Source organism: Rhodobacteraceae bacterium M382, from assembly GCA_025141015.1.
Lineage (GTDB): Bacteria > Pseudomonadota > Alphaproteobacteria > Rhodobacterales > Rhodobacteraceae > Aliisedimentitalea > Aliisedimentitalea scapharcae.
Genome location: CP081098.1, coordinates 1,821,182 through 1,834,769 on the forward strand (window position 1 = coordinate 1,821,182; position 13,588 = coordinate 1,834,769).

13 protein-coding genes are annotated in these 13,588 nt (G+C 59.8%); 9 read left to right on the plus strand and 4 right to left on the minus strand.

The genetic code is table 11. The features are described 5' to 3' along the window. The first annotated feature begins 172 nt into the window (after positions 1–172). Together gndA and K3727_08410 are read left to right on the plus strand one after the other, a co-directional pair. A complete protein-coding gene (gene gndA / locus K3727_08405; GenBank protein UWQ92784.1) occupies positions 173–1,573 on the plus strand; it encodes an NADP-dependent phosphogluconate dehydrogenase in 1,401 nt (466 codons plus the stop codon). 30 nt (positions 1,574–1,603) lie between these two features. Continuing rightward, complete coding sequence (locus K3727_08410; protein ID UWQ92785.1) at positions 1,604–2,353, plus strand: SDR family oxidoreductase; 750 nt, start codon at positions 1,604–1,606, stop codon at positions 2,351–2,353. Between the two features lie 163 nt (positions 2,354–2,516). Here K3727_08410 and hrpB read toward each other — a convergent pair whose 3' ends face one another. Further along, entirely contained in the window at positions 2,517–4,967 is a 2,451-nt protein-coding gene (gene hrpB / locus K3727_08415; GenBank protein UWQ92786.1) for an ATP-dependent helicase HrpB, read from the minus strand. A 164-nt stretch (positions 4,968–5,131) separates the two neighbouring features. Between hrpB and meaB the strand changes: the two genes are divergently transcribed. The 4 genes from meaB (at position 5,132) to K3727_08435 (ending at position 7,741) form a co-directional block, all read left to right on the plus strand. Continuing rightward, the gene (gene meaB / locus K3727_08420; GenBank protein ID UWQ93319.1) at positions 5,132–6,109 is read left to right on the plus strand and encodes a methylmalonyl Co-A mutase-associated GTPase MeaB; all 978 of its coding nucleotides are present in this window, start codon (positions 5,132–5,134) and stop codon (positions 6,107–6,109) included. A gap of 276 nt (positions 6,110–6,385) precedes the next feature. Further along, a complete protein-coding gene (gene rpmB, locus K3727_08425) occupies positions 6,386–6,676 on the plus strand; it encodes a 50S ribosomal protein L28 (protein ID UWQ92787.1) in 291 nt (96 codons plus the stop codon). A 165-nt stretch (positions 6,677–6,841) separates the two neighbouring features. Further along, the gene (locus K3727_08430; protein UWQ92788.1) at positions 6,842–7,201 is read left to right on the plus strand and encodes a hypothetical protein; all 360 of its coding nucleotides are present in this window, start codon (positions 6,842–6,844) and stop codon (positions 7,199–7,201) included. 57 nt (positions 7,202–7,258) lie between these two features. Further along, positions 7,259–7,741, plus strand: coding sequence for a copper chaperone PCu(A)C (locus K3727_08435; GenBank protein ID UWQ92789.1), 483 nt, complete (start codon positions 7,259–7,261; stop codon positions 7,739–7,741). Between the two features lie 71 nt (positions 7,742–7,812). Here the strand turns inward: K3727_08435 and K3727_08440 are convergent, their stop codons facing one another. Continuing rightward, a complete protein-coding gene (locus K3727_08440; GenBank protein ID UWQ92790.1) occupies positions 7,813–8,529 on the minus strand; it encodes an NAD-dependent deacylase in 717 nt (238 codons plus the stop codon). A gap of 131 nt (positions 8,530–8,660) precedes the next feature. On the opposite strand from K3727_08440, the gene K3727_08445 reads away from it, so the two are divergent. Then, complete coding sequence (locus K3727_08445; GenBank protein UWQ92791.1) at positions 8,661–9,116, plus strand: low molecular weight phosphotyrosine protein phosphatase; 456 nt, start codon at positions 8,661–8,663, stop codon at positions 9,114–9,116. 206 nt (positions 9,117–9,322) lie between these two features. Here K3727_08445 and K3727_08450 read toward each other — a convergent pair whose 3' ends face one another. Next, a complete protein-coding gene (locus K3727_08450; protein UWQ92792.1) occupies positions 9,323–10,288 on the minus strand; it encodes a LysR family transcriptional regulator in 966 nt (321 codons plus the stop codon). Positions 10,289–10,367: 79 nt separating this feature from the next. On the opposite strand from K3727_08450, the gene hisD reads away from it, so the two are divergent. Beyond that, positions 10,368–11,693, plus strand: a complete 1,326-nt coding sequence (hisD, locus tag K3727_08455; protein ID UWQ92793.1) for a histidinol dehydrogenase — start codon at positions 10,368–10,370, stop codon at positions 11,691–11,693. Positions 11,694–11,748: 55 nt separating this feature from the next. Here the strand turns inward: hisD and K3727_08460 are convergent, their stop codons facing one another. Next, positions 11,749–12,066 (minus strand): hypothetical protein, encoded by a 318-nt coding sequence (locus K3727_08460; protein ID UWQ92794.1) that lies wholly within the window; start codon positions 12,064–12,066, stop codon positions 11,749–11,751. Between the two features lie 202 nt (positions 12,067–12,268). Between K3727_08460 and K3727_08465 the strand changes: the two genes are divergently transcribed. After that, positions 12,269–13,459: a DUF4062 domain-containing protein gene (locus K3727_08465; GenBank protein ID UWQ92795.1), complete on the plus strand. Its 1,191-nt coding sequence runs from the start codon at positions 12,269–12,271 to the stop codon at positions 13,457–13,459. Positions 13,460–13,588: the final 129 nt, after the last annotated feature.

Here is a 13,588-nt window from a genome sequence, read left to right on the forward strand (position 1 = left end):
GATGTATATACATACGGAGAGGGCATTTGCCAAGGGTATTGGTGAATTCACGGTGTTTCTTTAACGTGTTTCGTGAAAATGTGCGGTTGGAATTGTCTTGGCCAAGGCCGAAAAACTGCACGCGAAGGCCGCATATTGGTCGATCTGGCCGTTTGAGAGGATTGCAGCAACAATGAAAACGGCGCAGATCGGGATTTATGGTCTAGGGACCATGGGGCGGGCTCTTGCCCTGAACCTGGCGGAGCACGGGATTGTGACCGCCGTGGCCAATCGCGAAACGGATTGGATTGATCCGTTTGTCGAAGGGGCCAGCCATCTGGGCGAGAACCTGTTGCCAGCATATGATCTGGAGAGTTTTGTCAAACGTTTGGACACGCCGCGTACCGTGTTGTTCATGATCCCGTCGGGGCCCCCTCTGGATGTGATGCTGGATCACGTGCTGCCGTTGCTGGACGCCGGCGACATGGTGGTGGATGCGGGTAATGCCGATTTCAATGAAACGGTGCGGCGCAGCGCCCGGGTTCAGGCTCTGGGTATCGACTATGTTGGCATGGGCGTGTCTGGCGGCGCGCGGGGCGCGCGCCATGGCCCGTCGATGATGGTCGGGGGGGATGATCACAGCTGGACCCGGCTGGCTCCCGTGTTGTGCCCGATCGCGGCCCGGTTCGAAGGGGACCCGTGTGTGGCGCACATGGGCCCGGATGGGGCAGGGCATTTCGTCAAGACCGTGCACAATGGCATCGAATATGCCGACATGCAGATGATTGCGGAAATCTATGGGCTGCTGCGGGATGGCGGCGGCTGGGATGCGCCCGCAATTGGCCAGTTGTTTCGTGCCTGGAGCGGTGGACCTTTGGCGTCCTTTTTGGTGGATGTGACGGCAATCGCGCTGGCGGCAATGGACGAGGAGACACACCAGCCATTGGTGGATGTGATCCTGGACAAGGCGGGTCAAAAGGGAACCGGGCGCTGGAGCGTGATCGAAGCACTCAAGCTGGGGCAGTCGGCCTCGACCATCGAAGGTGCCGTGGGTGCGCGGGCGTGGTCGGCAGCCCTGGACGTGCGTCGGACAGCGGCCGATGTGTTGCCGGGAACCTCGGTGGTCGGCGGATTGCCCGGGGCGCATGTGTTGGAGCGGGCCCTGCTCGCGGGGCGGATCCTGTCGCACGCTCAAGGGTTCGACATTCTTCGGGCAGCGTCTCAGGAGCACGCATGGGATTTGGACCTGGCCCGGATTGCCGAAATATGGCGCGCGGGATGCATTTTGCGGTCCGATCTGCTCAGCGACATCGCAAAATCACTGGCAGCGGACCCGCCGCAGGGGCAATTGGTTCTGGCACCTGAAATGGTGGGGCTGTTGGATCAAAGTGTTCCCGCATTGCGTCAGGTCGTCGGCGCAGCTGTGCAGACCGGTTTGCCGGTTCCGGCCTTGTCGGCGGCGCTGGCCTGGTATGACAGTCTGCGCCAGGCCAGAGGCAACGCCAATCTGATCCAGGCGCAACGTGACGTCTTTGGGTCGCATGGGTTTGAACGGATTGACAAAACTGGCCGGTTCAATGGGGAATGGGGCTAAAGCGTCTGTAACCCGGGGAAATATGGCATCATGAAAACCGCATTGATTACAGGAGCCGCGCGTGGAATCGGCCTGGCCACGGCCAAGGGGCTGGCCGGTGACGGCTGGCGAGTGGCAATGCTGGATCGCGATAGCCAGGCGCTGACCGAGGCCGTCGCGCAGATTGAAGGCGCTGTGCGGGTCGACGCGGATGTGTCCGTCCCAGAAGACGTAAGGCGCGTGGTGACGGAAATTACCGCAGGCTTTGGGCGGCTGGACGGATTGGTCAACAATGCAGGGGTGGCCGATTTTGGGCCAATCCGCGACACCAGTTTCGAACGCTGGCGTCGCGTGATGGAAACCAATCTGGACGGTCCATTCCTGATGACACAGGCGTTCACAGATCTGCTGGCCGACAATGGCGGGGGAGCGGTGGTCAACATTACGTCGATTTCGGGCCTCAGGGCCAGCACGTTGCGGGTCGCCTATGGAACGTCCAAGGCCGGGTTGGCACAGCTGACCTTGCAGCAGGCGGTCGAGTTGGGGGACCTGGGAATTCGGGTCAACGCGGTGGCACCGGGGCCGGTAGCGACCAAGCTGGCGATGGCAGTGCACAGCCAGGACATTATTGACGCCTACCACGATGCGATCCCGCTGAACCGATATGGCACCGAAGATGAAATTGCTGCAGCCGTGATGTTTCTGCTGGGGGACAAGGCCAGTTTTGTCACCGGTCAGATCCTGGCTGCCGACGGCGGATTCGAGGCGGCCGGAATAGGCCTTCCGTCCTTGCGCGGCTAACACCCCCGCAGTGCTCCCGCCCGGTCTTGCCGCATCTGCGATGCGTCTGCGACCAGTTGGGCCTGGCAGCGCGCATGGCGCGCTGTGGTCGCGCCTGTGGCAGATGATCGAGCGGAGGAAGTGTAGGGTGTGTGCTTGCACGCACCGATCGGTTGGGACGGCTTTATTTGCGGGGTTTGGCCCGTAGGGTAGGATCCGCCTGGGTCGGATCGTCGGGCCAGGGGTGTTTGGGATACTGCGCGCGCATGTCCTTGCGCACATCTTCATAGGAACCGACCCAGAATCCCGGCAGGTCCCGGGTGATCTGGATCGGGCGTCGGGCTGGCGACAACAATGTCACCTTGAGCGCAACGCCACCGCTGGTTGGATGTTGCGTGACGCCGAACATCTCCTGCAAACGCACCGAAATCTCGGGTCCGCCATCGCCGTAATCAATTGGAACCTTGCGCCCCAGGGGGGTAACGAAACTGCCCGGTGCGGCCCTGTCGATCAGCTGGGTCTGCTCCCAGCTGAGGGATGCGCGCAGGGCGGGGAGCAGGTCAAAGCGTTTCCAATCCTCACCTGACCGCACACCGGTCAGCATGGGCAACAGCCACGCTTCCAGGCGGGCCAGCAACCCATCTGTGGTGAAATCCGGCAGATCGTGCCCCTCGGCACGCACCAACTCGACGCGTCGCGCCAACCGCGCCGCGGCCCCATCCAGCCGCAGCCCCAGATCGCGCACACCATCCAGCATGGCAACCGCGACCTGATCGGCAGGAACATCCTTCCAGATCCGATCATCCAGCACGATGGCTCCCAGACGTTCCTGAGTGCGCGACAAAACCCGACGCTCGCGTTTGGACCAGCTACAGGCGTTGACCCAGGCGATGTGATCGCCAAACAGATCATGGATCTCTGCGAGATCAATGCGCGTGGCCAGCCGAATGCGGGATTCGCGCGGATTGCCATCGGTATCTAGTGCCACCAGGAACGGGGTGGCGGCCAACGGGTCGCCATTCTCAAGCATCGCACCTTTGCCGCCAGATAGGACGAAACGGGCGTCTGCGCCCTTGCGGCGCTGGGCGATCCGATCAGGGTAGGCCAGCGCCGCCATCGCGGCCCAGCTCATCCGATCTGCAGATGTCCGGGTTCTGGATTGAAGTCGCTTGGCCTCGGCCCGAATGCGCTCGATGGCCGCTCGATCTGCCTGAAAGGGGCGTTCGCGTGCAAATCGGCCCGGATCCCGCAGCGCTTCGAGTCGCAGGGTCAGATCACTGGGGGCACCACGCAACGGGTCGCGATCCGCCAAAAGCGCTGCCAGCATGGCGGCCTGCGGCCCGGCGTGGTGCAACATGTGGGCCAGACGCGGGTGCAGCGGGAGCTGTGCCAGCGCGCGCCCGTGTTTTGTGATGTGACCGACATGATCCAAGGCCCCAAGCATTTTCAGCAGTTCGACCGCCTCTGACAAAGCGCCCACAGGGGGAGGTGTCAAAAACGGCAGATCGCCCGGTGCCGCTCCCCATTGTGCCAACTCGAGCGCCAGTCCGGTCAAATCCGCCGCCTCGATCTCGGCCGGAGGAAAGGCGGCCAAGGCACCTTCTTCTCCCTTGGTCCACAATCGGTAACAGATCCCTTCGGCCACACGCCCGGCCCGGCCTGTGCGCTGGGTGGATTCGGCCCGGGTCACCCGTTCGGTGACCAGTCGGGACATCCCAGAGCCAGGATCAAATCTGGCGCGCCGTGCCAGTCCCATGTCGATGACCACCCGCACGTCCTGGATGGTGAGAGAGGTTTCGGCAATCGCGGTGGCAAGCACCACCTTGCGCCCTGATTTGGCGGGCTGGATTGCAGCGCGTTGTTTGGCAAAGGGCAGGGCACCGAACAGGGGATGCAGGCTGCAATGCTGGGGCAATCGCGCTGCCAACGCCTTTTCTGCCCGCCTGATCTCACCTTCGCCCGGGAGAAACACCAACAGGCCGCCGCCACTCTGGCGGGTGTCCCGCTCGGCCTGGACCACAAGATCGACCAGCGCATCCAGCCTGCGCGCGCGTGCGCCCAGCGGCGCATCAAGCCAACGGATGTCCACCGGATAGGCCCGCCCCTGGGAGGTGATCAGCGGTGCGGCCATCAGTGTGCCGACCGGTCCGGCATCCAGCGTGGCGGACATCACCAGCAGGAGCAGATCGTCACGCAGCGCCTCGGCCACTTCCAGACACAGCGCCAGACCCAGATCCGCGTTCAAAGACCGTTCGTGGAATTCGTCAAAGATCACAGCGCCAATACCCGGCAACTCGGGATCCGATTGCAGCATCCGGGTCAGGATGCCTTCGGTGACCACTTCGATCTTCGTCGCTTTGGAAACCTTGGCCTCGCCGCGGATCCGATAGCCCACAGTCTGCCCCACCGGCTCCCCCAGCGTTTCTGCCATGCGCTCGGCGGCGCTGCGGGCGGCCAGGCGTCGGGGTTCCAGCATCACGATGCGACCGGTGGTCACTTTGGCCTCCAGCATGGCCAACGGCACGACCGTTGTTTTGCCCGCGCCAGGGGGGGCTTGCAAAACGGCGCGCCCGTGGTCCCGAAGTGTCTGGGTCAGTTCGGACAGGACGGCGGCGATGGGGAGATTGCTCTTCATGCTCATCTTATCGCGGATGGCGGGCAGGAGGTCCAGCAATCGCGCCACCGTTTCTGTGCGCGGGCGGAGACCACAGGCCGCACCGAAAGGGGGATCAAGAGACTGGACTTTGGACCCGCCCCTGCGTCATCTATGGCGACCAGAATTTCGGAAAGACGCGCATGATGAACATTGAAGAGCTGAGCCAGAAGATTTTGAACGGAGACCGCCGGGCATTGGCACGGGCGATCACTCTTGTGGAAAGCGGACGCAGCGACCATCGCGAACAGGCCAGCGCGCTGTTGGCTGACCTGGCAACACATCGCCGGCAGGCCCTGCGCATCGGGTTGTCGGGAACGCCGGGCGTTGGGAAATCCACCTTTATCGAAAGCTTTGGCATGTTTCTCATCGCCCAGGGCCTGCGTGTGGCTGTTCTGGCGGTCGATCCCAGTTCGGCCCGGTCTGGTGGGTCCATCCTGGGTGACAAGACCCGGATGGAGCGGCTCACACGGGAACGTGCGGCCTTTATCCGGCCGTCGCCGAGCCAAAGCCATCTGGGCGGCGTTGCGCGCCGTTCGCGCGAAGGGGTGGCGCTGTGCGAGGCTGCCGGATTCGACGTCGTTCTGATCGAAACCGTGGGGGTTGGGCAGTCGGAAACCGTGGTGGCGGAAATGTCCGATCTGTTCCTGTTACTGCTCGCCCCTGCGGGTGGGGATGAATTGCAGGGCGTCAAACGTGGCATCATGGAAATGGCTGACCTGATTTTGGTGAACAAGGCCGATGGTGCCCTGAAACCCGTCGCGACCCGCACCTGTGCGGATTATGCAGGCGCGCTGCGGCTGCTGCGCAAACGGCCGCAGGACCCGGAAGGCTACCCCAAGGCGATGATGGTTTCGGCCATCGAAGAGCAGGGGCTGAGCGATGCCTGGGACGAAATGCAGACGCTGACCAGCTGGCGGCGCGAAAACGGCCATTGGGACCAGCGCCGGGCCGATCAGGCGCAATATTGGTTTGATCAGGAGGTTCGCCAGGCTTTGTTGGCCAAACTGGATACGTCGGCCGTGCGCGGTCGGATGGCTGAATTGGCGGCAAACGTGGCAGCGGGCGAGCAAAGCCCGTCAGCGGCGGCGCAGGTGATGCTGGCAGAGCTGGGCGCGTCCTGACGGCGTCATTTCGTCTCAAAAACTGTTCCCAAAGGCATGGCCCCCCTGGGGCCATTTCTATATGAAGGGCGGCGACTCGTCGTGGTGAAACCCAATTCTTGCTGCGGCGTGACGGATGCGTGACAAATCCGTGGCATATGGCTTGACCCTGACCGCGATTCCTCCTAAACGCATCCAACCAGTTTTCGGGCGCAGCCAATGGCAGCGCCCCTTGTGATTTGGCATTCGATTCGGACTGACCCCGCGCCGGTGCCTCTAGAACGAAGGAAGATGAATATGTCGCGCCGTTGCGAATTGACCGGAAAAGGCCCGATGACTGGCAACAATGTCAGCCATGCGAAAAACAGAACTCGTCGTCGGTTTCTGCCGAACCTGAACGATGTGACCCTGCAGTCGGAAACCCTGGGTCGTGGCGTCAAGCTGCGCATCTCGGCCGCCGCTCTGCGCTCGGTCGATCACCGTGGTGGTCTGGACGCATTCCTGGCCAAGGCAAAAGACGACGAACTGTCGGCTGCCGCGCTGAAAGTGAAAAAAGAGATCGCCAAGGCTGCAACCGCCGAAGCTTGATCGCTTTTACCATTCCGAATAGCTGACGCCGTGCACCTGCTGCGCGGCGTTTCGCGTTGTGGCGGGGGCGATGGGTGGCGGCGTTTCGCGCATGAGGCGGCGGGGCGCTCTGCCGCAGCCGTTGGGGTTGCAGAGGCTGCCTGACAGAGTCATATCTGGCGCGACATGCACAGGCTTTGCACATATCTGGCACAGATCCTTGCCCTGACGCTCACGCTGAGTCTGGTGGCGACCGGACACAGTGCGGCGTCGATGCGGACGATGAGTGACGCCACCGGTCAGATGGTGATCTGTACCGGGACCGGCCCCGAGATTGTCTATGTTGATGCGGAGGGGCAACCGACATCACCGCCCCATATCTGTCCGGAATGTGTGCAGAACCTGATGGTGTCCGCAGAGCCTCCGGTCCCTTTTGATCTGCCACAATCCGTTGCGGGGCAGGCTTTTGGGCCGGATGTGGTGTTGCCGTCTCTGACCGCGTTCCACCTGGAAGCCACTGCACGGGCACCTCCGGCCCGCGTCTGATCTGTTCCCACCCGATTTTTCGAACTATTCAGACCAACCTCTGTGAGGAGAACGACGATGTCTTTCAAAACTCTTATCTGTGTTACCGCTGCTGCTGTCACGATTGCCGGCGCAACCTACGCCGAAGGCATGATGAAGATCATGGACCCCTATGCCCGGTCCGCCCGTGAAAATGCGCCCACTGGGGCGGCGTTCATGGGAGTCATGAACATGACGGGCCAGGATGATGTGCTGATCGGGGCCAGTTCGGATATTGCCAAACGGGTCGAGCTGCACACCCATATCGACGCTGGAAATGGCGTGATGCAGATGCGCCACGACGAAGACGGGTTCCCGATTGCGGCGGGCGAAACCCATATGCTGCAGCGGGGCGGCGATCATGTGATGTTCATGGGGCTGACCAAATCGCTGGTGCAGGGCGAAACCATCAGCGTCACCCTGACCTTTGAGAAGGCAGGTGACATGGTTGTCGAAATTCCCGTGGATTCAGAACGTCAGGCCGAACATGGCATGAAACACGGCGAGATGGACAACAACTGATCGCGATGTGACGGGCGCGGTCCGACCTCGGGCCGCGCTGCGGCCGTCGACCGAACCGGGGCGGACTTCTTTCAGAAGTCCGCCCTTTTGGTGCTCTGTGAAGACAGAAGGTCAGTGACCCAGAGTGGGACGCTTTGGCTGGCAGGGCCCAGGCGTGTTTCGTCGAACAGCCCGCCAACCGCAGAGGATTCGAGGTTCAGTTCGACCGTATGTGCGCCTGCGCGGCGTGCCTCCTGGACAAAACCCGCGGCAGGATAGACCTGTCCAGAGGTGCCAATGGCGGCAAAGATGTCGACCGTGGCAAGCCGGTCAGAGATGATATCCATATCATAGGGCATTTCGCCGAACCAGACCACATCCGGGCGGGTCGCGGGGGCGTGGCAGGCCGGGCAGGTGTCATCAGTGGCCATCTCCTGGGGCGCAGGCCAGCGGTGCTGGCATTGGCCACACACAGCCCCGGCCAGCGTCCCATGCATGTGCATGACATCCCCGGACCCGCCCTGTTCGTGCAGGTCATCCACATTCTGAGTGATCAGCGTGACAGAGCTGCGCCATTCCTGCTGTAAGCGTGCCAACGCGTGATGCGCGGCATTTGGGCGGGCACCGGCCGCATTGGCCCGCCGGGCATTGTAGAACGCATGAACCAGGTCTGGATCGCGGGCAAACCCTTCGGGAGTCGCCACATCTTCGATCCGATGTCGCGCCCACAGGCCACCGGCGTCCCGAAACGTACCCAATCCGCTTTCGGCTGAAATGCCCGCGCCAGTCAGAATGACGATGTTGTTCATTGTTTTGTCCCTTTGCGCAAATGACCAGGTTGGGTGGGGCGGGGGTGGTCATTCGCTTTGATCTTCACGGTGAACCGTTTCATACTTGGTGGTTCAAAGACCCTCCAGTGCCGCTGTAAATCGGGAGCATCATGGCCCAGAAAATTCTGTTTGTCTGCCTCGGCAATATCTGCCGGTCCCCTGCCGCCGAAGGCGTGTTCCGCGCCCTCTGTCCGACGATCACGACGGACAGTGCCGGCACCGGCGGATGGCATGTGGGAGAGCCGCCGTATGACCCGATGCTCCAGGCCGCGCGGGCGCGCAATGTTGATCTGTCTGATTTGCGGGCCCGCCAGTTTACAGGTCGTGATTTTATGCGGTTTGACCTGATCGTCGCCATGGATGACGCCAATCTGCGCGACATCCAACGGCTGCGCCCTGATGGAAATACGGTGCCTGTTCGGCTGTTCACCGACTTTGCGCCCCAAGCCGGGGCGGATCACGTGCCCGACCCCTATTACACCCGCGATTTTGATGGCGCGCTGGATCTGATCGAAATCGCGGCCCAAGGGCTGAAGACCCGGATCGAAAGCGGTCTGACTCTCTGATCAGATTAAGGAAATTGAAAACTGATAGGTCTTGTTGTCAAATCTTGACCCCGGGGACTTGCCGCCGGGGAATGAGCTGTGAAATTTGAGGTCACCTTGGATTTTGCAACTGGACTTTGATGCCTCTTTCACAGCAATTCAATCGGCGAACGACCCTCCGCATCCGGACGGTGGCTAGGCACCGCCGCGGTCATGGGCAGAGGGTATCATCCTGCGATGACGCGCAGCTGTCCTGCCAGCCAGGGCTGCTGCGAGATCGCCGGATCAATCATCTGGCTTTGCACCAGATGGCGCAGGGTCTGGGCAATATCGCGGGGGACTTCATCGGCGAAGTCCGACCCGGCAAAGACCGAAATCGTGCGCGAAAACGCCCCGAACGGCAACGGAAATACGTCGATTTGATCGTGGAACCGGGCCGCCCGCATATAGCCAAGCGGCGTTGTCACCGCCCATCCTACACGACGCGCAACCATTGCAATCAACGCCAAATGGCTGCCGATTTCAAACCGCTCTTCAAAGTCCAGCTTTTGTCGGGCCAAATGTGCTTCGATTTGTCGACTGATCAACTGTTCGCGCGCGTACCGCAGCAGGGGCAAGTCGCTCAAACCACTTATTTCCGCCTTGGGATTGGTGAAATGGCCGCGCGGTGCCACCAGAATAAACGGATCGCGGATCACCGGGTATTCGGTGATGCCATCGATCAGTTGACCGGTGCTGGCCGAAACAGCAACCTGCAGGCTGCGCTCTTCCATGGCCTTGGTGATTTCATGGCTGGGCGCGGTGATCATCTTGAACCGGCATTTGGTCAGACTGTCGGCCAGGATCGTAGCCAGCCGCGGGGTCAGGTCATTGTCAAAATCGTCGATCAGCCCGATCGACAGCGTGCTCAGATGGGTCAGGTCCATCACGGTCAGCTCGCTTTGTGCCAGACGCAGTTCCGACAGCACGGATTCAGTGCGCGCCAAAAACGATTTTCCTGCTGGTGTCACCCGCATCGGGCGGCGACTGTGGTCGACCAGATCAGCCCCCAGCGCCTTTTCAAGGTTGCGCAATTGTTGGGACACGGCAGGTTGGCTCAATCCGGTTATTTCGGCGGTTTGTGCAACCGATCCCGTTTTTGCAAGGGCTTCGAAAACTTCGAGCCCGCGCAATGTAACCCCCTTCATCAGCATGTCTGGTCTCCGCAACGTTTTGTCTTTTCTGAAACTCTGACCCCAATGGGTCAAGGTGCAACATAGTCAGGTTTTCCCCATGTCCTTCGAAAAATTCGCCGAAATCCCAAGTGTTACCTATCTAAAATCCAGTCTTGGTATCGCTGAGGGTTCCGCAGGGTCAACTGAAACCATCGTGCGCGGGATGTTAGAGCGCATTGCCGCTGATGGAGAGGGCGCAGTGCGTGATTATGCCGATCAGTTGGACAGGTGGAGCGGCGATATCGTCGTCAGTCGCACAGAAATCGATGCGGCAGCGGCTCACGTGACCCCGGCGTTGAAGGAAGCCATTCGCTATGCCCACGAAAACATCAAATGCTTTGCCGAAGCCCAGCGGGCGAGCGCCACGGATATCGAGGTGGAAATCCGCCCCGGTCTGGTGGCCGGACAGCGCCAGATCCCGGTGAACGCCGCGGGATGTTATGTGCCGGGGGGGCGCTATGCACATATTGCGTCTGCCTTGATGACCATCACAACGGCGCGCGCGGCGGGGGTGCCCAACGTGATTGCCTGCTCGCCGCCGCGTCCGGGGCAGGGGATTCCGGCAGAGATCCTTTTTGCCATGGATCTGGCAGGGGCAGACCGCATTCTGAATCTCGGTGGTGTTCAGGGCGTTGCGGCCATGGCACAGGGATTGTTTGGCTGTCCGCCAGCCGACATTCTCGTGGGGCCAGGGAACCAATTCGTGGCCGAAGCGAAACGCCAGCTGTTTGGTCCCGTGGGCATCGACATGTTTGCCGGGCCGACGGATTCGCTGGTGATTGCTGATGCAACAGCCGATCCGCGGACCGTGGCCTGGGACCTGGCCGGGCAGGCCGAACACGGGTATAATTCACCAGTCTGGTTGGTGACGGATGACCGGGTGCTGGCGGAGGAGGTTTTGCGCCTGGTGCCTGTCTGCATCGCCAGCCTCCCCGAACTGAACCGAGATCAGGCCCGCGCCGCATGGGACGCGTTGGGAGAGGTGATCCTGTGCGCTGACCGCGGCGAAATGGCCCGCGTGGCGAATACATATGCCCCTGAACATCTGCATGTACAGGCGGCGGATCTGGCGTGGTGGCGGGGACATCTGTCGGCCTATGGATCGCTGTTTTTGGGCGAACACACCACGGTGGCATTCGGCGACAAGGCGGCAGGGCCAAACCATGTGCTGCCCACATCACGCGCGGCGCGCTATACCGGGGGGCTGAGTGCCCAAAAGTTCCTGAAAACAGTGACCTGGCAACGGGTGGAGCCTGAGGCAGTGGGTGATCTGGCGCGCGCGACAGCGGCGATTTCAAGGGCCGAGGGCATGGAAGGCCACGCCCGCACGGCGGACATCCGTTTGGAGAAGCTGCAAGCACAGGACACCCGCGCGGCCATGTGACCGCGCCGCCGGTGCGGTGCGTGCCAGCACGCACCCTACATCTGACGGGAGAGGATCAGCCGCAGGTTTTCTGGGCCTTCTGGCCAAATGCCTTGTACTTCAGCCACAGCCGCTCGTCCGAGCGGTTGTCGGACTGGCGCACTTCCTGGGCGCGGTGGGGATCGCTGAACCATTTTGACACTTTGCGGCGTTCGGAATGGCTCAGGCTTTTGTTCGCGACCTTCTGGATACAGCGACACAGCGACGGGTTGGCGGCGGTGCGGTTGGATTGGCGACACGCGCGTTCAATCACACCCGCCCCGGCGAGGGTCGGGGTCGGAACAGTTGTCATGGAAACGCCCACACACAGCAGGGCGATCGTCAGATGTTTCATGGTCTTGCCTCATAGCACCGGTGCCGGGTCTTGTGCCCAGTCACCTTGGGGTTTCGCGGCACTATGGCGCAAAGTTGGGGGTGGGGCAATGTTTGGGTGAAAAATCTCAAATGCAACCCTGGTTAGAACGCCTTCACTTGCGCGCAATTTTTGAATGAGCTAGTGCTGGCAATAAGGTGTAAATTATTACAGGTGAACCGAAGTGCGAAAGTCAATCAAACAAGTTTCGGTGTTCATCTCCTCTCCCAGCGAAGTTGAGGATGAACGATCGGCCGTAAAAGAGGTTATTCAACAGATCAATGAATTGAAGGGAACCGCTCTCGGATACAATCTTGTTCCTCTGACGTGGGAGAGTGATGTCGTACCAACATTTGGGATTCCAGCTCAAGAGAAAATTGATTCTGAAATTGGAGATGATTACGATATTTTTTTGGGCATTATGAGTGCGAAATTTGGAACCCCCACGGGAAATGCATCTTCTGGTACCCAGCATGAATTTGACCGAGCCTACAAACGAAAAACAGAAGCTCCTGACTCTTTAGAAGTCATGTTTTTTTTCCAAGAGGTGGGTCATTCTGGGCGAGAACTCGAAGTCAAAGAACTTTTGAAAGTAGAAGAGTTCAAGGCTTCCATTTCCGACAAAGGGATGTATGCAAAGTACAAGACCGTTGGTGATTTTAAAACAAAAGTAACGTCATATTTAGCTAGGTTACTTGATCGAGTTATCGAGAAGGATTCTGCAGAAACCGGACGTGTTGACACTGCGGTTTCGGAACTGAAAATCGAGAAAGAGAAAGATAGCAATAACCTTTCAGATCCGTTGTCCATTTTGAATCAGTTGGAAGAAGAAGATGAGATTGGATATATCGAACTCGCTGACCAAGCGAGTGATGCAATGATAGCAGCGACTACGCAGTTAGAAGCATTGAGCGGTGCTGTAACTCGCCTTGGACAGGAAACTCAAGAGCACGCACAGCAATTGAGTTCCGACCCCAACAAGTCGTCTTCAGAAATTAGGTCGGTGTTGAAGGGCGCTAGTCGCAGTATGGACGCCTTTGTTGAGACGTCATCTGCGATCTTACCTCTTTTTCGGGGCCATCTTTCTGAAGGTATTCAACTTTCTCGTGACTTGCTGATTATCGTGTCGAGCGACAACGTCGGTACTAATAATGAGCGTCGCGAATTTTTGGAAATGTTTGTTTCGTTGCAAGAAAATATGAGGACTGGTCTTCAAGGATTTGAAGATCTTTCGCGGACGTTGGCGTCTGTCCCGCGAGCTGTGTCGGAGTTAAATAGAGCGAAGCGAAGAACCAAGGCCATCATCGATGGCGTATGTGGACTTATTGTAAGTGCGATCAATGAGATAGATGAAATCGTTTCTGAGGCGATTTAATTAATTTGTTTGGAGAAATGCAAGGAAGTTCTATGTGTAACAGTAAGCTAAATTGTCCGCCATCGGCTAGCTGACACGCACCACACAACCGTGTGGGCACGCGATTTTCTTTGAAAATCACTGCCGCCC

Bases quoted from the DNA above. Each gene is read 5' to 3' on its own strand.
- gndA (UWQ92784.1), top strand. From the start codon at position 173: ATGAAAACGGCGCAGATCGGGATTTATGGTCTAGGGACCATGGGGCGG.
- K3727_08410 (UWQ92785.1), top strand. From the start codon at position 1,604: ATGAAAACCGCATTGATTACAGGAGCCGCGCGTGGAATCGGCCTGGCC.
- hrpB (UWQ92786.1), bottom strand. From the start codon at position 4,967: ATGAAGAGCAATCTCCCCATCGCCGCCGTCCTGTCCGAACTGACCCAG.
- meaB (UWQ93319.1), top strand. From the start codon at position 5,132: ATGAACATTGAAGAGCTGAGCCAGAAGATTTTGAACGGAGACCGCCGG.
- rpmB (UWQ92787.1), top strand. From the start codon at position 6,386: ATGTCGCGCCGTTGCGAATTGACCGGAAAAGGCCCGATGACTGGCAAC.
- K3727_08430 (UWQ92788.1), top strand. From the start codon at position 6,842: ATGCACAGGCTTTGCACATATCTGGCACAGATCCTTGCCCTGACGCTC.
- K3727_08435 (UWQ92789.1), top strand. From the start codon at position 7,259: ATGTCTTTCAAAACTCTTATCTGTGTTACCGCTGCTGCTGTCACGATT.
- K3727_08440 (UWQ92790.1), bottom strand. From the start codon at position 8,529: ATGAACAACATCGTCATTCTGACTGGCGCGGGCATTTCAGCCGAAAGC.
- K3727_08445 (UWQ92791.1), top strand. From the start codon at position 8,661: ATGGCCCAGAAAATTCTGTTTGTCTGCCTCGGCAATATCTGCCGGTCC.
- K3727_08450 (UWQ92792.1), bottom strand. From the start codon at position 10,288: ATGCTGATGAAGGGGGTTACATTGCGCGGGCTCGAAGTTTTCGAAGCC.
- hisD (UWQ92793.1), top strand. From the start codon at position 10,368: ATGTCCTTCGAAAAATTCGCCGAAATCCCAAGTGTTACCTATCTAAAA.
- K3727_08460 (UWQ92794.1), bottom strand. From the start codon at position 12,066: ATGAAACATCTGACGATCGCCCTGCTGTGTGTGGGCGTTTCCATGACA.